This is a genomic window from Nocardioides gilvus (genome assembly GCF_003194605.1).
Lineage (GTDB): Bacteria > Actinomycetota > Actinomycetes > Propionibacteriales > Nocardioidaceae > Nocardioides > Nocardioides gilvus.
Map to the genome: position 1 here is coordinate 776,768 of NZ_QHKY01000001.1, position 19,612 is coordinate 796,379.

A 19,612-nucleotide genomic window follows, 5' to 3' on the forward strand; every position below is an offset into this window, starting at 1 on the left:
CGTTCCCGAAGGAACGCCGGCTGTTCAGGCGCGATCTGTGCCGGACCAGGGCAGATCGAGTCAGTAGGCTCCGCGCGAGCCGATCACCGCATTGACGGTGCGGGCAAGGATGACGACGTCGTCAGTGATGCGCCAGTTCTCGGTGTAGTGGTTGTCGAGGCGGACAGCGTCGTCCCAGCTGAGATCCGACCGTCCGCTGACCTGCCACAGACCGGTGAGCCCGGGCTTGGCGGCCAGTCGTCGTCGCTCCAGGCTGTTGTACTGCGCGACCTCTTCAGGGAGGGCCGGACGTGGCCCCACCAGGGACATGTCGCCCTTGATCACGTTGAACAGTTGCGGAAGCTCGTCGAGGGAGTACTTGCGCAGCACGCCGCCGAAGCGGGTGATCCTCGGGTCCGCCTTCTTCTTGAAGAGGGGACCGCTGACCTCGTTCGACTCCAGGAGAGCGGCCTTGTCGTCCTCCGCGGAGGTCACCATCGTGCGCAACTTGTACATCGTGAAGAGCGATCCGTCCTGACCCACACGGACCTGGCGGAAGATCGCCGGACCCGTGGAGGTGAGGCGCACGGCCATGACGAGCACGCCGAGCAACGGCGCGAGCAAGAGGAGCAGCAGCCCCCCGATGGCCCGATCGCCGAGGCCCTTGAGCAGGACGCGGGTGAGGGCAGGTCGGCTCGAGGACAGCTGCACCAGGCTGGCCCCGGCGAAACTGGTGTGCTCGATGCGGTGGGAGGCGATCCCGTCGAGGCTCGACTGCACGGCCAGCGCGGTCCGCGTGCCCTCGAGGGCCCAACCGATGCGGCGAATGCACTCGGCGTCGATCTCGGGGCCCGGCACCACGACCACCATGTCGGGGTCGCAGCGCACCAGGTCCTCGCGGTCGATGACCTTGTACGCATCTGAGACGTTCGGCAGGAGACCGGTGCGCGGGTGCGGGACGCGCGGGTGTTCGGCGTCGATGACCTTGGTGCCCACGATCCGCACCAGCGAACTGTCGGCCCATCGGGTGGTGGCTTCCGCAACGCTCACCGGCGAACCGACGACCAGGACTCGCTGGACCGTCGGGCGGTAGGTGCGGACAAGTCCTCCGGCCAGGGCGACGGAGAGTCCCGCGGCGGCGACCGCCAGGGCGGAGACCATCTCGGGTCGGGTCCACCAGCCGGCCGCCCCTGCCAGGGCTGCGACGCAGAGTGGAGAGGCACAGTCGCGGAAGATCCGGTCGAAGCGAACCGATCCTGCACGGTCCCGAGGACCACCGGGCCAGTAGCGGGCCGCGATCGAGGTGGCGCCCACCAGCACCACGACAGCGAGTGAGGCCTGGGTGAGGAATCCGACGACCGCCACTGCGACGATCGCGAGAGCGACCTCGATGTGCAGCTCGACGTACCACTGGGGGCGGTGTCGACGAACAGACTCCTCCAGGACGAGGGCCGCGGTCGCGGCCTCCTCCGGCCCCGTCCAACCCTGCGCCGGGGTCGCTGTCCTCGAGGACGTCGCGACATTCCGAGCACTCACTGTTTGTCCCCTATGCCCCTGTGTGCCATCACGCCGCCAAACGTTCAGACACGCTTTTTTGTACCGTGACACGAGGTTAAGGAGCGGGGGAATTTACCTCATGCCCGATATTGGGTGACTGATTCCGTGAGGTTCACCGAAATGGGGTACTTGGTCACGAATTGAACTTTTGCTGGGCCTTTTCGAGGCCGTCAGTGATGAGAACCTCGATCGCATCGGCCGCGTCGACGAGCTGGATCGGGAGCTCCTTGCGCTCGTTCGTGGAGTAGTTCGACAGCACGAAGTCGGCCACGTCCTGGCGTCCGGACGGACGACCGATGCCGACGCGTACGCGGTAGAAGTCACCGGTGCCCAACGACGAACGCATGGACCGCAGACCGTTGTGGCCGTTGTCGCCGCCGCCCTTCTTGAGCCGCAGTGTCGAGAAGTCGATGTCGAGCTCGTCGTGGACCGCGATGACGTGGTCGGCATCGACCCCGTAGAAGTTGGCCACAGCGGAGACCGGCCCCCCGCTGGTGTTCATGTAGCTCTTCGGACGGACCAGGACCACGCGGGGTCCGGGGTCCCCCGGAGAGCCCAGACGTCCTTCGACGACGTCCGCCCGACCGGTCTTGTGCGACTTGAAGCGCGACCCCATGCGCTCAGCAAGCACGTCGATGACCATGTGACCCACGTTGTGCCGGTGCCCGGCGTACTCAGGGCCCGGGTTGCCCAGACCGACGACCAGCCACACATCAGCGCTCATGGGGCAATTATCGACCACTCCCCACCCGGACATGACAACGGCGCCGCAGGAGCTCCCTGCGACGCCGTCGTGCGGTGGACGGGCCGGATCAACCGGCCCAGTCCTGGAGGATCAGTCCTGGAGGATCAGTCCTCGAGGGTCTCCTCAGCGGCAGCAGCCTCGCTCGCGCCGGCGGGCGACTCAGCCAGCTCGGCCTCCAGGGCCTCAGCGGTCACCTGGGCGACGATGTTGACGATCAGGGACTCGGCGTCGACGTCCAGGGTCACACCCTTCGGCAGGACAAGGTCGCCCGCCAGGATCTGGGTGCCGGCGACAGCGGCGGTGACGTCGACCTCGATGGCGTCGGGCACGTGGGTGGCCTCGGCCTCGAGCTGAACGGTGGGGTTCTCGGTCACCACGAGGGTGTCGGGGCCCGCCTGGCCGACAACGTGGATCGGCACGTCGACGAAGACCTTCTCACCCTTGATGACGGCGATCAGGTCGACGTGCACGATGACGCGACGGATCGGGTCGACCTGGACCTCCTTGACCAGGGCGAGCTGCTCGGCGCCCTCGATGTCGAGGGTGAGCAGCGCGTTGGAGCCACCGTGACGCAGGGCCATCATCGTGGTGTGACCGGGCAGGGCCAGGTGCATCGGGTCCTTGCCGTGGCCGTAGACGACGGCAGGGATCTTGCCGGTGGCGCGCAGGCGACGCGAAGCGCCCTTGCCGAACTCGGTGCGCGTCTCGGTGGCCATCTTTTCAGCGGACATGTTCAGTCTCCAGGTGGGTTCGCAGCGGGGGCCGCGAAGCCCGCGGCCGTTCTGGTCGGCACCCCAGAGACGAAAGACGCCGCGCTGACATGGTCAGGCGCGGCGAAAGCGAACCTGCCACGTCGATCACGGAGTCGAACTCCCTCGCCGGGGCAACTTCCTCAGTCTAGGGGCGGAGGGGCGGCGGGGAAAATCGAGGGCTCGCAGGGGCCGAGGCGGGGACTCATTCGGTCCACGGGTTCTGTCCATTATTTCTGTCCAAGATACAGGTCATTCGTCCCAGACTCTTGTCACAATGTGATTTAGACCTCAATGTGTAGGGGTGCAGCCCCCATCTACCTCCAGGAGCACCCAGTGAACGTGGCTCGCGTACGATTCGGCGCCCTCGTCGCAGGGCTCGGCCTCCTGGCTGTCGCCGGCGTGGTGCCCCTGGGGAGCGCCGCCTCCGGAGCGCCCGACCCCGCCGCGACCAGCGCCGTCTCCGCCGCCAAGCCGTACCTGGTCGGTCGGGGCATCGCCGACGTCACCGGAGAGGTGGCAGAGGTCGGGATGATGGGTTACGCCGACCTCGGTCAGACCGGCGAAGGGCTGCACATGCGCCAGCGGGCACGCGCCTTCGTGATCGCTGACCGGGCCAGCGGGGACAGGGTGGTGCACGTGACCGCCGACATCGGGATGATCTTCCAGAGCGTGCGCGACGAGGTGCTCGCCCAGCTGGACGCCCGTTTCGGCAAGCAGTACGGGGAGGCGAACGTCATGCTGACCGCCACCCACACCCATGCCGGCCCCGGTGGCTTCAGTCACCACAACCTCTACAACCTCACGACGCTCGGTCACCACGAAAAGACCTACCGCGCGACGGTGGACGGGATCGTCGAGGCCGTGGTGCGCGCCGAGCGTGACCTGGCGCCAGCCAGCCTCAGCCTGGCGCGTACGGAGCTCACCGATGCGAGCGCGAACCGGTCGCGGCTCGCCTTCGACCGCAACCCCGCGACAGACCGCGCGCACTTCCCGCAGGGCACCGACACCAGCTCGACCACCCTCAAGGTGACCCGCGACGACGGCGAGGTCGGTGCGATCAACTGGTTCGCGGTGCACGCCACCTCGATGAGCACCGACAACAAGCTGGTGAGCCCCGACAACAAGGGGTACGCCGGTTTCCACTGGGAGCACGACGACGAGGGCGTCGATCACCTGGAGGACTCCGACGACCCCGACTTCGTCGCCTCCTTCGCGCAGACCAACGCCGGCGACATGTCCCCCAACCTCGACCTCCTGCCGGGGACCGGACCCACCTCTGACCAGTTCGAGAACACCCGCATCCTCGGCACCCGGATGGTCGACGCAGCACAACGGGCGACCCCCGAGCAGACCGTGCGCGGCGGGGTCGACTCGAAGATCGTCTACGTCGACCTGGCCGACACCCTCGTCGATGGCCAGTTCACCCCTGACGGGCGCGACCAGCGGACCTGTTCGGCGGCCTTCGGCGCGGCCTTCGCGGCTGGCAGCACCGAGGACGGCGGCGGCGGACTGCCCATCTTCAAGGAGGGCAAGGACGGTGGCAACCCGGTCGTCGGAGTGATCGCCAAGGCCCTCTACACCGCCTCCCCCGCCCTGAAGGCCTGCCAGTCACCCAAGGAGATCCTGCTGCCGGTCGGCGCGCTCGACCTGGTCCAGCAGAAGGTCCCGGTGCAGCTGGTCCGGATCGGCGACCTCTACCTGATCGGCATGCCGGCCGAGGTCACGGTCGTCTCCGGCCTCCGCCTGCGCCGCGCGGTCGCCGACGTCGTCGGGGTCGACCTCGACCAGGTGCTGGTCCAGGGTTACGCAAACGCGTACGCGCACTACGTCACGACGCCGGAGGAGTACGACGCCGGGGAGTACGAAGGCGCGAGCACCCTCTTCGGCCGCAACGAGTTGCCCGCCTTCCAGCAGACCGTCCACGGTCTGGCCGCCCACATGGTCGCTGGCACCACACCCCCGCTGGGCGCGAAGGAGAGGGACCGGTCGGGCTCGCAGATCCAGAGCCTGCAGGGCAAGGTCATCCTCGACAGCCCGCAGCTGTTCAAGTCGTACGGCGACGTGCTGACGTCACCGAAGGCGGCCTACGCGACGGGCGATCAGGTCAAGGTCGACTTCTCCGGTGCCCATCCCAACAACGACCTGCGCACCGGCGGCACCTTCCTCGCCGTCGAGCGCAAGGTCGGATCGACGTGGCAGCGAATCGCCGACGACGGAGACTGGGAGACCAAGTTTCGGTGGAAGCGCGAGGGGATCAGTGCCTCGCGGGTCTCCGTGACCTGGGACGTGCCCTCCGGGACCCCGACCGGCACCTACCGGATCCGCTACTTCGGCAACGCTCGCAACCTGTTGGGCTCGATCAGGTCGATCAACGGGACCAGCCCGTCGTTCGAGGTGCGGTGACCCATGGCTCGAATGTCACAGGTCGACCGCCGTCTCCAGCTGGTCGAGGCCGCCATCGTGGTGATGACCCGCGACGGCGTACGCAGCGCCACGACGCGTGCGATCGCTGGTGAGGCGGGCGCCTCGCTGAGCGTCTTCCACTACTGCTTCGACTCCAAGTCAGCTCTCCTGGGCGAAGTGGTCACCACGCTGGTCGAGCGCACGGCTGCCGGGTCGCGCGACGCGTTGGCGGCAGTGGAGCCCGACGGGGACCCGGTGCGCGCGAGCCTGATGGCCTTCTGGGGCCACGTGACCTCTCACCCGGACGAGCACCAGTTGACGTACGAGATCACCCAGCACTGCCTCCGTGACCCCGAGCTCGCGGAGGTGACTCGGGAGCAGTACGAACGCTACGTCGAGGTGATCGCCGAGCACCTGGCGCTGGGACTCCCCACCGCGGCGTCGACGGAACAGGTCCGCCTGCTCGCTCGCTACCTGGCGGTGATGATCGACGGGCTCACCCTCGACTGGCTCGTACGTCGCGACGACGCCGGCGCGCTGGCCGTGCTGGAGACCGTGATCACCCATGTCAACCACCTGCTGAGCGAGACCGTGGTCTGAGTCCCCCAATCCCCCACCACCCCCGGGAAAAGTGACGAACCCCCCGGCTCTCGGGCCGGGGGGTTCGTCGCGCTTCGGGGCTGTCGCTCAGGCCTGGCCGTCGAACATCGAGGTGACCGAGCCGTCCTCGAAGACCTCACGGATGGCGCGGGAGACGAGCGGCGCGATCGAGAGGACCGTGAGCTTGTCGAACTGCTTCTCCTCGGGGATCGGCAGCGTGTTGGTGACCACGACCTCGGTCGCGCAGCACTCCTTGAGTCGCTGGACAGCCGGGTCGGAGAGGATCGCGTGGGTGGCGGCGATGACGACGCCGGCAGCACCCTCGGCCATGCAGGCCTCGGCCGCCTTCACGATCGTGCCGCCGGTGTCGATCATGTCGTCGGTCAGCACGCAGATGCGACCCGCGACGTCACCGACGACGCGGTTGGCGACGGTCTCGTTGGGGCGGTCGGTGCGACGGGTCTTGTGGATGAAGGCCAGCGGCACGCCGCCGAGGCGGGCCGACCAACGCTCGGCAACCTTGATCCGGCCGGCGTCCGGGGAGACGACGGCGAGCTGCTTGGAGCCGTACTTGCCCTTGACGTAGTCGGCCAGGATCGGCAGCGCCATCAGGTGGTCGACGGGACCGTCGAAGAACCCTTGGATCTGGTCGGCGTGCAGATCGACCGTGATGAGACGGTCGGCGCCGGCGGTCTTGAAGAGGTCTGCGACCAGACGGGCCGAGATCGGCTCGCGGCCACGGTGCTTCTTGTCCTGACGGGCGTAGCCGTAGAACGGCATGACCACGGTGATCCGCTTGGCCGAAGCCCGCTTGAGGGCGTCGACCATGATCAGGTGCTCCATGAGCCACTCGTTGATCGGGGCCGTGTGGCTCTGCAGCACGAACGCGTCACACCCGCGTACGGACTCCTCGAACCGGACGTACAGCTCGCCGTTGGCAAACGCGTAGGCCGACTGTGGAACCAGTCCGCTCCCCAGGAGGTCGGAGACCTCATCGGCGAGTTCGGGGTGGGCCCGTCCGCTGAAGACCATCAGGTTCTTCATGGGGGTCCGCTTCATTCCGCTCACGGGTGAGGCTCCTCGGCTGGGGACGCGGGGAGGGCCAGACGGCCCTGCGCACGATTGTGAACCACGGACCACGATCGGCCCAACATCGGGGGTTGCAGCGTGGACACCGAGAGTCGCCTGCGCCACACGACCCGGCGGATCAGGAGTCCTGGTCGTCGTCGACGAGGGACCCGGCGACCTGGCCGGCGGCCCGGGCAGCCTCGGCCTGGGTGGTCCCTGCGCGACGGTTGACGACCCAGTCCTCGATGACCCGCTGGGTGGCACCGGGCACGACGAGGGCACCCGGGGGGACGTCCTCACGCACCACCGCACCCCCGCCGGTCGCGGCTCCGTCACCGATGGTGAGGGGAGCCACGAACGTGTTGTTGGAGCCGGTGCGAGCGTGCTTGCCGACCACGGTGTGGTGCTTGGCGACGCCGTCGTAGTTGGCGAAGATCGTGCCCGCGCCGATGTTGGTGCCCTCACCGATGGTGGCGTCGCCCACGTAGGACAGGTGCGGCACCTTGGCGCCGTCGCCGATCACGGCGTTCTTCGTCTCCACGAAGCCACCGATCTTGCCTCCGATGCCCAGGCGGGTGCCCGGACGCAGGTAGGAGTACGGGCCGACGTTGGCGTGGTCGCCGACGACCGCCAACTCGGCGTGCGTACGGATGACGCGCGCACCCACACCCACCTCGCAGTCCTTCAGCGTGGTGTCAGGCCCGACCACGGCGTCCTCGCGAATCACCGTCGCGCCGATCAGTTGGGTGTTGGGGAGGATGGTGACGTCGCGTTCGATGACCACGTCGTCCTCGATCCAGGTGGTGGCGGGGTCCATCACGGTGACCCCCTCCTTCATCCACGCCGTCACGATGCGAGCGTTCATCTGGCGACCGAGCTCGGCGAGCTGCGCCCGGTCGTTGGCGCCCTCGGTCTGGGAGACGTCCTCGACCACATGGGCCCCGACCGCGAGTCCATCGGCCAGGGCGATCTTCACCGTGTCGGTGAGGTAGTACTCGCCGTTGGCGTTGTCGTTGCTCAGTCGCGGCAGCGCGCTGGCCAGGAAGGCGGCGTCGAAGGCCAGGATCCCGGAGTTGATCTCGTCGATCTTCCGCTGCTCCGGGGTCGCGTCCTTCTCCTCCACGATCGCCTCGACGGCGCCGTCGGGACCACGCACGATGCGGCCGTATCCGTGTGGCTTGGCGACCCGTCCGGTCAGGATGGAGACGGCCCGACCGCTCTGGGCGTGGTCGCGGGCGAACTCACGCAGGCTCTCGCCCCGCAGCAACGGGGTGTCGCCCGCAGAGACGATCACGGTGCCGCCGATCGGTCCGGTCTGGCCCGCCGCCTCCAGGGCGATGCGCACGGCGTGGCCGGTGCCGTCCTGGGTCTCCTGGACCGCGAGCACGGCGTCCGGGACCAACGAGGTGATGTGGGGACCGACCTGGTCGCGCTGGTGACCGATCACGGCGACGATGCGCTCCGGCTCGACGGCCTGCACCGCGCGGAGCACGTGCCCGATCATGCTGCGGCCGGCCACCGGGTGAAGGACCTTCATGGTCTTCGACTTCATCCGGGTGCCGCCGCCGGCGGCGAGAACGATGACAGTGAGGTTCTCCATGCGATCTAGACTAATGGGAGTCGCCGACACCCCGGATCACGCGCTGCTGGGCTGGTCAGGCGCTTTGGCGACGCACCAACGTCGGGGTGAAGATGAGCCGCATCGGGGTCGGCGACGACGACGACTCCAGCGCCTCCACCAGCAGTCTGGTCGCCCGGGTTGCCATCTCGCTGATCGGGTTCGACACGGTCGTGAGGGGCGGCGAGGTGCGCTCGGCGACGCCCAGGTCGTCGTACCCCACCAGGGCCACGTCCTCGGGCACCCGGCGGCCCAGGTCGGCGAGCACCCGCAGCACCCCGACCGCCATCAGGTCGGAGGCGACGAAGAGCCCGTCCAGGTCGGGGTGTCGCTCCAGCAGGACCCGGGCGGCTCGCTCACCACCGTCCTCGGTGAAGTCGCCCTGCTCCACGGCGTCGGCGGGCAGGCCCGCCTTCTCCATGGCTGTCTTCCATCCCGTGAGCCGGTCGAGGGTGGCGGTCATGTCGGGCGGGCCGGTGATGGTGCCGATCCGGACGCACCCCCGCTCGACGAGGGCCTCGCCCGCCACCCGACCGCCCTCCACGTTGTCGGTGTCCACGAACGACAACCGGTCCGCGCAGGTCCACGGTCGCCCCACGAAGGTCGCAGGGATGTTGAGCTCGGCGAGGTGGTCGGAGAGCCCGTCGGCGCGGTGGTGGGAGACCACGATCACGCCGTCGATGTGGCGGTTGCGCAGGTAGCGCAGCAGCCGCTCCTCCTCCTTGCCGGGGCGCGCCATGATCAGCACCAACTGCAGGCCCTTCTCGGAGAGGACCCGGTTGACGGCGCTCAGCGTGCGCGCGAAGAAGGGGTCCGCGAAGACCCGCTCGTCGGGCTCGGGCACGACCACCGCGACCGACTCCGTACGCCGCGTGACGAGGCTGCGCGCGGCCTGGTTCGGGGTGTAGCCCAGGGACTTCACGGCCGCCTCCACGGCGGCGCGCGCCGTGGCGCTCACTCGGTTGCCACCGTTGATCGCCCTGGAGGCCGTGGCGCGCGAGACTCCCGCCGCGCGGGCGACCTGGTCCAGCGTCGGCGAACCGTTCCCAGACTGGCTCACTGACTGGCTCACGGTCTCGCTCACGCTGGTCACGCTCCTCACGCTACGACAACTCCGGCCCGGCTCAGGAGAGGCGTCCGGTGCGGGCGATCTCGGCGTAACGCAGGGCGCTGGCCTTGGGCGTACGCACCTGCGTCTCGTAGTCGACGTGGACGATCCCGAACCGGCGACCGTAGCCGTGCGCCCACTCGAAGTTGTCGAGCAGCGACCACTGGAAGAAGCCGCGTACATCGACCCCGGCGGCGATGGCGTCGTGCACGGCGCGCAGGTGGGCCTCCACGAAACGGCGGCGGTCCTCGTCGTGGACCTGCCCGTCGACGACCTCGTCGTCGTAGGCCGCGCCGTTCTCGGTGACGTACAGCGGCGGGGCCGGGTAGTCCGTGGCGATCCGGCGCAGCAGCCGGGTCAGACCCTCGGGTTGGACGTCCCACCCCATGTCGGTCTTCGGCAGCCCACGGTCAGGGAAGGAGAGGTTCTCGCACCCGACGAACGGGCTGCGCACGGGCCGCCCTCCGGGGCCTGGCCACGGCAGACCGGCGTCCGGTCCGGGCACGGCCGAGACGGCGTCGCCCTGGTAGTAGTTCACGCCCAGCACGTCGATCGGCTGGTGGATCTGGGCCAGGTCGTGCTCAAGGACGACGTCGTGCCACGGACGACCGGCCCAGGTGAGGTCGGCCGTGTCGGCGAGCAGGTCGGCCGGGTACTCGCCGCGCAGCACCGGGTCGAGGAAGAGTCGGTTGTGCAGTGCGTCGATGCGCCGGGCCGCGTCGCGGTCGGCGGCGGACGAGGGGTCGGCCGCATCGGCGACGGTGCAGTTGAGGGTCACCCCCAGGGTCGCGGCGGGGGCGACCTCACGCAGCGCCTGGGTCGCCAGTCCGTGGGCCAGCAGCAGGTGGTGCGTGGCGACCAGACCGGCCGCGCCCTCCTGACGCCCGGGGGCGTGCTCGCCGCTGGTGTAACCGAGGAACGCCGAGCACCACGGCTCGTTCAGGGTGGTCCAGGTCCCGACCCGGTCCCCCAGCACCTCGTACGTCGACAGTGCGTGGTCGACGAAGCGGTACGCGGTGTCGCGGTTGGTCCAGCCCCCTGCGTCCTCGAGGGCCTGGGGCAGGTCCCAGTGGTAGAGCGTCACCCACGGCGCGATGCCGTGCGCGAGCAGCTCGTCGACCAGACGGTCGTAGAAGTCCAGGCCGGCAGGGTTGACAGGGCCACCGTCGGGGCGGACCCGGGGCCAGGCGATCGAGAAGCGGTAGGAGTCGAGGTTCAGCTCCTTCATCAGAGCCACGTCGGCCGGCATCCGGTGGTAGTGGTCGCAGGCCACATCACCGTTGTGGCCGTGGGCCACCGCGCCTGGGACGCGACAGAAGGTGTCCCAGATCGAGGGCGTACGTCCGTCGGCCGCGACCGCTCCCTCGATCTGGTACGACGCGGTCGCGGCACCCCAGACGAACCCTTCAGGGAACTGGCGTGGGGACGGCTGGTCGCCCGACGGATGGGGGGCGGGGATGGGCTGGATGGTCCGGGAGGGCTGGGTGGGGTTCATCCCTTGACGGCTCCTTGCATGATGCCGGACACGAACTGGCGTCCGGTGAAGGCGAACAGGACCAGGAGCGGGATGGTGGCCAGGGTGGTGCCGGCCAGGACCAGGCTGTAGTCCTTGAAATATCCGCTCTGCAGTTGGTTCAGCACGATCTGGAGGGTGGGGTTGTCGGAGTTGAGCGCGATCAACGGCCAGAAGAAGTCGGTCCACACCTGCATGAAGGTGAAGAGCCAGAGGATCGCGGCCGCCGGTCGCGCGGCGGGGAGCCCGACGTTCCAGAAGGTACGGAAGGTGGAGCAGCCGTCCATCCGGGCCGCCTCGACGAGCTCGTCGGGCACGGCGTCGACCAGGTACTGGCGCATGAAGAAGACGCCGAACGCGGTGACCAGCCAGGGCACCATCACCGACCACATGGTGCCGGTCCAGCCGAGTTTGGACATCACGATGAAGAGCGGGACGACGCCCAGCTGGGTCGGCACGGCCATGGTCGCGATCACGAAGACCAGCAGCGTTGTGCGGCCGCGGAAACTGAACTTCGCGAACGCGAAACCGGCCAGGGTGCAGAAGAAGACGACCGACGTCGCGGTCACCCCGGAGACCAGGAGGCTGTTGCCCATCGCCTTCCAGAACGGGACCGTGTCGAGCACCCGGGAGGCGTTGTCGAAGAAGTGGCCTCCCGGCAGCAGCGGCGGATTCGACGAGGACATCTCCTCCTGGGTCCGCGACCCGGACAGGAACGACCAGTAGAGCGGGAAGAGCGAGCCCAGCAGGAACGCCGTGAGCAGGCCGTAGGCGAGAAATCCGGGGCGGTCCTTCATCGCTTCTCCCCCTGTCCGGTGAGTCTGCGGGTGAGGGCGTAGTTGAGCAGCGCGATCGCCACGACGATCAGGAAGAGCAACCAGGCAGTGGCCGAGGCCTTGCCGAGGTCGCGCAGACGCCACCCGAAGTCGTAGACCAGCATCGTGACCGTGCTGAACTGACGGTCACTGCCGCCGTTGCGGGCCATCGTCTCGTCGAAGAGCCGGGGCTCGGCGAAGATCTGGAGCCCGCCGATCGTGGAGGTGACGATCACGAAGAGCAGGGTGGGCCGGATCATCGGGACCGTCACCGAGAAGAACTGTCGGATCCGCCCGGCGCCGTCGAGGGCCGCCGACTCGTACAACTCCCGGGGCACGGCCTGCATCGCGGCGAGCAGGATGAGGGCGTTGTAGCCGGTCCAGCGCCAGTTGACCATCGTCGCGATCGCGACGTGGCTGGCGAGCCGGTCGACGTGCCACTGGATCGGTCCGACGCCGATCCAACCGAGCATCTCGTTGAAGACCCCGTACCGGTCTCCGAAGAGGTTGCCGAAGATGATCGCGACCGCGACGGGCGCGACCACGAAGGGCACCAGCACACCCATCCGCCAGAACGAGCGCCCGCGCAACGGGGCGTTGAGCAGGCCCGCCAACGCCAGCGCGATCACGATCTGCGGGATCGAGGAGAGCACGAAGATGCTGAAGGTGTTGACGACCGACTTGAGGAAGTACGGGTTCTCGAGGACCCGTCGGTAGTTCTCCAGGCCGATGTAGTCGCCCTGGCCACCGATCAGGTTCCACTCGTAGAGCGAGACGTAGGCGGTGTACGCCAGGGGGAAGAGACCGACGAGGAGGAAGACCACGAAGAACGGCGACACGTAGAGGTACGGGGAGAACTTGGCGTCCCACCGGCTCAGTCGCTGTCTGAGGGTCAGGCGAACCCGTCCGTCGGGCGCACCCGGGCCGGGCAGAGGGTCTGACCCCTGCCCGGCCCGGACTGCGGTGCTCGCACGCTGGCTCATGGACAAGAAGTCCGGGTCAGCCGAGCTGTTCGACGTCGGAGAGGAAGGTCCTCCACGACTCGTCGGGTTCGTTCGACCCGTCGTCGACCCGGGTCACGGCAGCCTGGAAGGCCTGCAGGATGTCGGAGTACTTCGGACCCTTGTACGGCTGCACGGTGATCGCCTCGGCCCGGCTGGCGAGGATCTCCCCGACGGGGGCGTCGTTGAAGAACGCGTTGGAGGCCTCCAGGACCTCCGGTGCGTCGAGGGCGTCGACCTGGCTGGGGAAGGCACCGATCGCCTCGAACGCCCGCACCTGTTGCTCAGGCGCGGTGATCCAGGCAGCGAACTCCTTGGCCTCCTCCGGGTGCTCGCTCTGGCTCGGCACGGTCAGGAAGGATCCGCCCCAGTTGCCGCCGCCGCCCGGGAAGACGTCAGCGAAGTCCCATCCCTCGACTCCCTTGGCATTGCCCTCGACCACACCGAGCATCCAGCCGGGGCAGGCCATGGTGGCGAAGCCGTCGTTCTGGAAGGAGGCGATCCAGTCGTCACCCCACTGCGAGAGGCGCGTGGAGAGGTTGACGTTGCCGGTGACAGCCTCCCAGACCTCCTTCAACTCAGGGTTCTCGACGTCGATGGTGTTGTCGTCGGACTCGAAGGGGTTGGCGACCTGGTTGAGCATCGCCTGCGAGGTGCCCTGACTGGAGTCGTACCACGCAGTCCCGGGCACCGCGGCGACGAACTTCTCGCCCTCGGCGAAGTAGTCGTCCCACGTCGTCCAGAGCTTTGCGACCTCGTCGCGCTCCGTGGGCATGCCGGCCTTCTTGAGCAGGTCGGAGCGGTAGCAGATGCCCTCGGGTCCGGCGTCGGTCGCATAACCGATCATCTGGCCGTCACCGTTGGTGGCGGCTTCGGCCTTCCAGTCGAGCCACCGGCCGTCGAGTTCGGAGTCGGTGAGGTCGACGAAGGCGTCGCTCTCGGCCATGATCGCCGGCATGGCATCGCCCTCGATGGCCTCGATGTCACTGAGCCCCGACCCGCTGGCCAACTTCGTGTAGAGGTTCTCCTTGGCGTCGTCCCAGGTGCCGACCTTCTTCTGCGTGACCTGGATGTCGGGATTGTCGGCGTTCCACTCCTCGATCAGGTCCTCGTAGCCGAACTCGTTGAAGGTCGCGATCGTGAGTTCGACGGTGCCGTCGTCGGAACCGCCGTCGTCGGACGCACACGCCGCGAGGGACGCGGTGAGCAACGCCACCGCGCCCAGGGCGAGGCCCGTACGGCGTAGCGCACCGCTGCCTCGGAGGACTGCCGGACGACGACCTCGGGTTGAACTGGTTGATGTGGACACGTTTTCTCTCCCCTGCAATCTCGGACGCTCCTCGGATCACGATCATGGGAGCGCTTCCACACTGCTGTTTTCATAACCGTGACAGCCGTCACACTTTGTGTCAAGAGATGCTTGCGCAAAGGTTCCTTCGCCTGCGAGTATGCGGCGATACGCACCTTGCATGCGGCCCAATATGGAGTGGAAGCGCTACCACCATCAGGTGGTGGACGGGTCGTCGAGGCGGACCACAATCCCGGCGCCCACGCGCCGGCGAAGGGGATGCAAGCCATGGCTTCAGTGACCTATGACCACGCCGAGCGCGTCTACCCGGGTGAGAGCAGGCCGGCGGTCGACGACTTCACCCTGGAGATCGCCGACGGCGAGTTCGTCGTCCTCGTCGGTCCTTCGGGGTGCGGCAAGTCGACCTCCTTGCGCATGCTCGCCGGGTTGGAGGAGGTCACCTCCGGGCAGGTCCGGATCGACGGTCGCGTGGTCAACGACCTGCCACCCAAGGACCGCGACATCGCCATGGTCTTCCAGAACTACGCGCTCTACCCGCACATGACCGTCGGGGAGAACATGGCCTTCGCCCTCAAGTTGGCCGGGGTCTCCAAGGCCGAGCGAGCCGTACGGGTCGCCGAGGCCGCCACCCTGCTGGACCTGACCGACTACCTCGACCGCAAGCCCAAGGCCCTCTCCGGCGGGCAGCGCCAACGGGTCGCGATGGGACGTGCCATCGTCCGCCATCCCCGAGTCTTCTGCATGGACGAACCACTCTCCAACCTCGACGCCAAGCTGCGCGTCGCCACCCGCACCCAGATCGCGGCGCTCCAGCAGCGGCTCGGCATCACCACCGTCTACGTCACGCACGACCAGGTCGAGGCGATGACGATGGGCGACCGGGTCGCGGTGATGAAGGACGGCGTCCTGCAGCAGGTCGACACTCCCTTGGCCCTCTACGACCGCCCGGCCAACCTCTTCGTGGCGGGCTTCATCGGCTCACCGGCGATGAATCTGCTGGCAGCCACCACCACAGGTGACGGCACCGCCGTGGTCGACGACTTCGAGCTCCCGATCGACCGCGAGGCCGCCGCCAAGGCGCAGGGCGACATCACCATCGGTATCCGTCCCGAGAACTGGCGCCTGGCCAGCGACGGCGAGGACGGCTACCCGGTCACCGTCACTGTCACCGAGGAGCTGGGCGCTGATGCCTACCTGTACGCCACCCCAGCCGCTCCGGGCGCCGAGACGTTGCTCCACCAGGTCGTCGCCCGGATCCCTGGCCGCCTACCCCTGAAGAAGGGCGAGGTCGTACGCCTGGTCCCCGACCACGACAAGGTCGCGGTCTTCGACAGCGTGACGGGGGCACGGCTGAGCGCCTGAGCACTCCGAGCCGGCAGGGATTGTCGACTGACCCAGGTCATTCGAGTCAGCAACATGGAGCGCCATTGAGCCAGCCCGTCGCCTGCGGTCACCGCGATCTGGATATCCCGGGCAATGCACGGTCTGATTCGCGCCAGAGCGTCCAGCTCTTACCGTCGTCGGTGGAATCTAAGGTCTCCGTTGGTGAGCCTGGTCATGTCGTAGCCGGGGTCGTGGGCCCGATGGTGGTGCTTGGAGCACAGCAACGCTGCGTTCTGAAGATCTGTCGCGCCGCCGTGGGACCAGGCGATGAGGTGGTGGGCCTCGGACCAGGTCCCGGGGATGTCACAGCCCTCGGCTCTGCAGGTCTTGTCGCGCAGCAATAGCGCGCGGCGTTGGGCCTTGGTGAAGAGCCGCTGCCCCCGACCCAGGTCCAGGATCTCGGAGTCGCCGCCGAGGACGGCGGGGATGATCCGGGCCGTGCACGCCAAGCGTCGGGCTTGGGCGGCGGTAAGGGTGTCGAACCCGTCGCCGGGTGTCCCGTTGTCGATGGTCGCGACCCCGAGATCCTTGATCAGGTCGGCCAGCGAAATCGTCACCGTCACGTTGGTGGCGTCCCCGCCGTGGATCGGGAGCCTCGACGGATCGAATGCCTCAAGGAGTTGTGTGAAGGCTTCAGCGAGCTGCTTCGGCCGGCCCAGCATCGCGAGTGGCCCGCCGAACGCGGGCTTCTCAGCAGCACTCTGACCGGACTCGTCAACCGCGGACCGCACCGCCCCGTCTGACAGCCGCGGGTTCGTGAACGCGTGCAAGTAGGACGCGAGCCGAGCGGCGGTGGCGTCGGGGACGATCCCGGTGATCCGGGTCGTCCCGTCACCCAGGGCACGCATCTTCAACCGCTGCTTCTCTGCTGCATGCTTCTCCGCGTCAGCCAGTTTGCGGGCCTCCTCGTCCTCGAACCGCTCCGGGTCGATGACCTCGAGGATCCGCCTTCCCAGCCGCGCCAACTCCGTCGGGTCGTGCTCGGCGGCCAACTCGACCAGATGGGCCTCGGCCTGCGCGAGCACCTCGACACCGACACGGGTCGGGAGTTCCTCGAGTGCCGTGACGATGACACGGGCCTGTGCCACATTGACCCGCCCTTCACGCACACCTGCGGCGAGCACCGGGCGGTCGCGATCCAGGGCTGTCGCCAACGACAAGTCCGAAGCAGCGTCGTTGCGTCGCAGCCGAGTGTGGTGCGACAACCACGCACCCACTGAGCGGAACCCCTCCGCGTCCGCGACGTCCTCGGAAGCCGCCAGGACCCGCAGCCGCAGCTCCGCCATCCGCGACTCAAGGCCCACGAAGTCGACCAGAGCAGTGGCCTTGTCCTGGGTGGTCATGAACGTCGGGTTCACATCCGCCACCGACTTCAACGCCTCATCGATCGAGGCGGCAGCCACCAGCACAGGATGCGTCAACCCAGCAATCTGAGGTCTCACGAGCGGCTCCTCCCACGACAACGACGACACACCGCGTACACACGCGGCATTAGAAGTCGTCGCTCCTGGAGGCCCGGCAGAGCCGGACAATCACATCACCCTCGCAACTGGCCCCACCGTCTCCGAATCCAACCCCCGAAGGTGCTGGTCGGTGTCCTGAGTAGAAGACCTGAAAGCAACCCTACTCGAACACGCGTTCGATGCGCAAGAGGCAAGAGCCTGCCTGTGCAGTGATGCATCAGGACATCGGTGACGGTCCTGCTTCACGTAGGTTCAGGCGGTGAACTCACGCAACGATCGATCCCTACCGCCGGCCGTGACTTGGGCGCTGACGCACCAGAACGCCGCCGCCGCCGTCCTGATGGGGCTGATGGCCGTGCTCGCCGGAGTCTCCGTGGGGATCGGCGCCTGGCTCACCCGCGACGGCGAGATCCTGGGGGAGACGACCTCCGCGGCCCTCTTCACCACGCCCGTCGTGCTGCCGATCGCGATCGCGGCGGTCATCGGCAGTCTCGCCGTCCACCGACACGCCTGGATCCCGGCGTTGGGACTCAGCGCGGGGCTGTGGCTCGGTCCGGTCGGACAACTCACCGAGCAGGAGGCGTTCTTCGTGGCGGGCGCGACCCTCTTCGCCGCCGGCATCATCGGCTTCTGGGTCGCCGGCTGGATCGCCCGCTTCCCGATGTGGATCGGGTGGGGAAGCTCGAAGTGGGTCGAGGTCCAGCGCTCCGATGACGAAGTACCGCTGGAGCGCGGGACAAAGTTGACGAGGACCTGGGTGGACACGCCACCGACCGGAACGGTCGACAAGGGTCAGGCGGACGAAGAGGCCTGAGAGTCACGACGAATGTTGTGCTGGATCAGCGCAGTCACACCGAGCAGCGTCACCAGAGCGATCCCTCCGCCCACGACCAACAGGAAGAGGCCGACGATGAAGAGGCCACTGTCGTCGGAGGCGGCTGCGTCGGCCGTCCAAGGAACCGCGAACCCCAGGATCCCTGCCGGCGCCAAGGCCAGGACGCCCCACGGGCTGCGGACCCAGAGTTGCGCCAGCACGGCACCGACGGCGATCGAGAGACCGCATCCGAGGACCTGCCAGGCCCGGTAGGGACCCTGCGCCACCCCGTCGACCTCGTAGTACTCGTGGTCCCACCCCAACCAGGCGAACCACATCGCGGCGGCGAAGAGGGTCAGGCCGAGTGCTGCGACACCGAGTCGAGCGGCGTGGGGAACGGAACTGCCGGTGGTTGTCATGGCTTGAGTGTGCGCTCCGCGCAGCGTCAGCGACACCCGCAGTTGTACTCAGACGCAGACGTGCCTACCGGTCGTCGTCCACCCGAACAATGATGTCGCCAGGTTGGCAGTCCAACTCGCGGCACACTGCGTCCAGGGTCGCCAGGCGTACGGCCTTGGCCTTGCCGGTCTTGAGGATCGAGAGGTTGGGCACCGTGATGCCCACGCGGTCGGCGAGCTCGGTCAAGGTCATCTTGCGCTCGAGCAGCATGTGGTCGAGGCGGATCTCGATGGCCATCAGACCGTCAGCTCCTGCTCCTCGGCGAGGGCGGCGCCGTGCCGGAAGAGCTCGGCGAGAAGGACCAGCAGCAACCCGAAGGCGATCATCGTCAAGCTCGGCCCGCCGGGCTCCATGGAGCCGAAGGAGAGGTGCAGAGATGGACCGAATGTCGTCGCTCCAGAGTAGTCATTTGCCTTGGGGCTGAAGAAGAGCCACAGGAACGGTTCGGCGAACTCCCACGCGACCAGCGTCCAACCGATGAACCGCAGCCGACGGACCATGTGGTCAGTGAACTCGTGGCCCCTTGAGGCCGCGCGCAACATCAACCACAGCTGGATCAGCAGGAAGGTCACCACCAGCATCGACAGCACCTGCATCCCGTACAACGACGCCATCAGGGAGTTCCAGCCGGGCTCGGCATCCAGGAGGACCCGTCCGGAAAGTTGTGCTTCGACGGGTCGTACGTCGCCCTGCACATACGTCCCGTCAGTGCGCTGGTGCCCGTCGAGCACGAAGTTGTAGCACTCCGTCTCGGGGTTCATCACGTCGAGCTGGGTGCACACCTCGGCGCTCTGGTGCACGGCCCAGGAGGGCTGGAACTGCGAGTGCACCGACAAGCCCGGCAGAGGCGCCTCGACCCGGTACGTGTAGTCGCCCCAGCCGGCCAGGCCGATGACCCCGAAGGTCGCGACCAGCAGCGCGGACAGAGCCGCCCCCACCCACGCGACCAGAGCGAATCCGCTGGCGATCTTGAAGGCCTTCTGTCGCCGCATCGCGCCGCCCACGTTCTCAAGAGTCGATAACTA

Annotated in this window: 18 protein-coding genes; 4 read left to right on the plus strand and 14 right to left on the minus strand. The window is 67.9% G+C overall.

Annotated features, from left to right (window positions below; all coding sequences use genetic code 11):
* Positions 1–60: 60 nt before the first annotated feature.
* The 3 genes from DNK52_RS03760 to DNK52_RS03770 form a co-directional block, all read right to left on the minus strand.
* Positions 61–1,515 carry an exopolysaccharide biosynthesis polyprenyl glycosylphosphotransferase gene (locus tag DNK52_RS03760; protein ID WP_204163353.1) on the minus strand — a complete coding sequence of 485 codons (1,455 nt, stop codon included), beginning with the start codon at positions 1,513–1,515 and terminating at the stop codon, positions 61–63.
* A gap of 154 nt (positions 1,516–1,669) precedes the next feature.
* Entirely contained in the window at positions 1,670–2,260 is a 591-nt protein-coding gene (gene pth, locus DNK52_RS03765; protein ID WP_110239602.1) for an aminoacyl-tRNA hydrolase, read from the minus strand.
* 125 nt (positions 2,261–2,385) lie between these two features.
* Positions 2,386–3,012, minus strand: coding sequence for a 50S ribosomal protein L25/general stress protein Ctc (locus tag DNK52_RS03770; protein WP_110239603.1), 627 nt, complete (start codon positions 3,010–3,012; stop codon positions 2,386–2,388).
* A 354-nt stretch (positions 3,013–3,366) separates the two neighbouring features.
* On the opposite strand from DNK52_RS03770, the gene DNK52_RS03775 reads away from it, so the two are divergent.
* Complete coding sequence (locus DNK52_RS03775; RefSeq protein ID WP_239455365.1) at positions 3,367–5,436, plus strand: neutral/alkaline ceramidase; 2,070 nt, start codon at positions 3,367–3,369, stop codon at positions 5,434–5,436.
* Positions 5,437–5,439: 3 nt separating this feature from the next.
* Positions 5,440–6,036, plus strand: a complete 597-nt coding sequence (locus DNK52_RS03780; RefSeq protein ID WP_110239605.1) for a TetR/AcrR family transcriptional regulator — start codon at positions 5,440–5,442, stop codon at positions 6,034–6,036.
* 87 nt (positions 6,037–6,123) lie between these two features.
* Here DNK52_RS03780 and DNK52_RS03785 read toward each other — a convergent pair whose 3' ends face one another.
* The 7 genes from DNK52_RS03785 to DNK52_RS03815 form a co-directional block, all read right to left on the minus strand.
* Positions 6,124–7,104, minus strand: coding sequence for a ribose-phosphate diphosphokinase (locus DNK52_RS03785; protein ID WP_275426130.1), 981 nt, complete (start codon positions 7,102–7,104; stop codon positions 6,124–6,126).
* 139 nt (positions 7,105–7,243) lie between these two features.
* Positions 7,244–8,704 carry a bifunctional UDP-N-acetylglucosamine diphosphorylase/glucosamine-1-phosphate N-acetyltransferase GlmU gene (gene glmU / locus DNK52_RS03790; RefSeq protein ID WP_110239607.1) on the minus strand — a complete coding sequence of 487 codons (1,461 nt, stop codon included), beginning with the start codon at positions 8,702–8,704 and terminating at the stop codon, positions 7,244–7,246.
* Between the two features lie 55 nt (positions 8,705–8,759).
* Positions 8,760–9,815: a LacI family DNA-binding transcriptional regulator gene (locus tag DNK52_RS03795; protein ID WP_239455366.1), complete on the minus strand. Its 1,056-nt coding sequence runs from the start codon at positions 9,813–9,815 to the stop codon at positions 8,760–8,762.
* Positions 9,816–9,846: 31 nt separating this feature from the next.
* On the minus strand, positions 9,847–11,325 hold the full coding sequence (locus DNK52_RS03800; protein ID WP_110239608.1) for a glycoside hydrolase family 1 protein: 1,479 nt from the start codon (positions 11,323–11,325) through the stop codon (positions 9,847–9,849).
* A complete protein-coding gene (locus tag DNK52_RS03805) occupies positions 11,322–12,140 on the minus strand; it encodes a carbohydrate ABC transporter permease (protein WP_110239609.1) in 819 nt (272 codons plus the stop codon). Before DNK52_RS03805 ends, DNK52_RS03800 begins: the two co-directional genes overlap by 4 nt.
* Positions 12,137–13,141, minus strand: coding sequence for a carbohydrate ABC transporter permease (locus tag DNK52_RS03810; RefSeq protein ID WP_110239610.1), 1,005 nt, complete (start codon positions 13,139–13,141; stop codon positions 12,137–12,139). The genes DNK52_RS03805 and DNK52_RS03810 overlap by 4 nt, the downstream gene beginning before the upstream one ends.
* Positions 13,142–13,157: 16 nt before the next feature.
* Positions 13,158–14,468, minus strand: a complete 1,311-nt coding sequence (locus tag DNK52_RS03815; RefSeq protein ID WP_110239611.1) for an ABC transporter substrate-binding protein — start codon at positions 14,466–14,468, stop codon at positions 13,158–13,160.
* A gap of 267 nt (positions 14,469–14,735) precedes the next feature.
* Here DNK52_RS03815 and DNK52_RS03820 point away from each other — a divergent pair, with 267 nt between their 5' ends.
* Positions 14,736–15,830, plus strand: coding sequence for an ABC transporter ATP-binding protein (locus DNK52_RS03820; RefSeq protein ID WP_110239612.1), 1,095 nt, complete (start codon positions 14,736–14,738; stop codon positions 15,828–15,830).
* A gap of 149 nt (positions 15,831–15,979) precedes the next feature.
* Here the strand turns inward: DNK52_RS03820 and DNK52_RS03825 are convergent, their stop codons facing one another.
* Entirely contained in the window at positions 15,980–17,293 is a 1,314-nt protein-coding gene (locus DNK52_RS03825; protein ID WP_239455367.1) for an HNH endonuclease signature motif containing protein, read from the minus strand.
* A 280-nt stretch (positions 17,294–17,573) separates the two neighbouring features.
* Here DNK52_RS03825 and DNK52_RS03830 point away from each other — a divergent pair, with 280 nt between their 5' ends.
* Positions 17,574–18,128 (plus strand): hypothetical protein, encoded by a 555-nt coding sequence (locus DNK52_RS03830; protein ID WP_162598590.1) that lies wholly within the window; start codon positions 17,574–17,576, stop codon positions 18,126–18,128.
* Here DNK52_RS03830 and DNK52_RS03835 read toward each other — a convergent pair.
* The 3 genes from DNK52_RS03835 to DNK52_RS03845 all read right to left on the minus strand — a co-directional run bounded on the left by DNK52_RS03835 (position 18,107) and on the right by DNK52_RS03845 (position 19,579).
* Positions 18,107–18,547 carry a hypothetical protein gene (locus DNK52_RS03835; RefSeq protein ID WP_110239614.1) on the minus strand — a complete coding sequence of 147 codons (441 nt, stop codon included), beginning with the start codon at positions 18,545–18,547 and terminating at the stop codon, positions 18,107–18,109. The two genes, DNK52_RS03830 and DNK52_RS03835, sit on opposite strands and share 22 nt — an antisense overlap.
* A 64-nt stretch (positions 18,548–18,611) precedes the next feature.
* Complete coding sequence (locus tag DNK52_RS03840) at positions 18,612–18,824, minus strand: helix-turn-helix domain-containing protein (protein ID WP_110239615.1); 213 nt, start codon at positions 18,822–18,824, stop codon at positions 18,612–18,614.
* Positions 18,824–19,579 (minus strand): DUF2975 domain-containing protein, encoded by a 756-nt coding sequence (locus DNK52_RS03845; protein ID WP_162598591.1) that lies wholly within the window; start codon positions 19,577–19,579, stop codon positions 18,824–18,826. The genes DNK52_RS03840 and DNK52_RS03845 overlap by 1 nt, the downstream gene beginning before the upstream one ends.
* Between the last annotated feature and the right edge of the window lie 33 nt (positions 19,580–19,612).

What these genes read in the sequence shown, in the direction of transcription:
- pth (WP_110239602.1), bottom strand. Translation starts at nt 2,260, where the DNA reads ATGAGCGCTGATGTGTGGCTGGTCGTCGGTCTGGGCAACCCGGGCCCT.
- DNK52_RS03835 (WP_110239614.1), bottom strand. Translation starts at nt 18,547, where the DNA reads ATGACAACCACCGGCAGTTCCGTTCCCCACGCCGCTCGACTCGGTGTC.
- DNK52_RS03800 (WP_110239608.1), bottom strand. Translation starts at nt 11,325, where the DNA reads ATGAACCCCACCCAGCCCTCCCGGACCATCCAGCCCATCCCCGCCCCC.
- DNK52_RS03770 (WP_110239603.1), bottom strand. Translation starts at nt 3,012, where the DNA reads ATGTCCGCTGAAAAGATGGCCACCGAGACGCGCACCGAGTTCGGCAAG.
- DNK52_RS03845 (WP_162598591.1), bottom strand. Translation starts at nt 19,579, where the DNA reads ATGCGGCGACAGAAGGCCTTCAAGATCGCCAGCGGATTCGCTCTGGTC.
- glmU (WP_110239607.1), bottom strand. Translation starts at nt 8,704, where the DNA reads ATGGAGAACCTCACTGTCATCGTTCTCGCCGCCGGCGGCGGCACCCGG.
- DNK52_RS03820 (WP_110239612.1), top strand. Translation starts at nt 14,736, where the DNA reads ATGGCTTCAGTGACCTATGACCACGCCGAGCGCGTCTACCCGGGTGAG.
- DNK52_RS03780 (WP_110239605.1), top strand. Translation starts at nt 5,440, where the DNA reads ATGGCTCGAATGTCACAGGTCGACCGCCGTCTCCAGCTGGTCGAGGCC.
- DNK52_RS03840 (WP_110239615.1), bottom strand. Translation starts at nt 18,824, where the DNA reads ATGGCCATCGAGATCCGCCTCGACCACATGCTGCTCGAGCGCAAGATG.
- DNK52_RS03805 (WP_110239609.1), bottom strand. Translation starts at nt 12,140, where the DNA reads ATGAAGGACCGCCCCGGATTTCTCGCCTACGGCCTGCTCACGGCGTTC.
- DNK52_RS03810 (WP_110239610.1), bottom strand. Translation starts at nt 13,141, where the DNA reads ATGAGCCAGCGTGCGAGCACCGCAGTCCGGGCCGGGCAGGGGTCAGAC.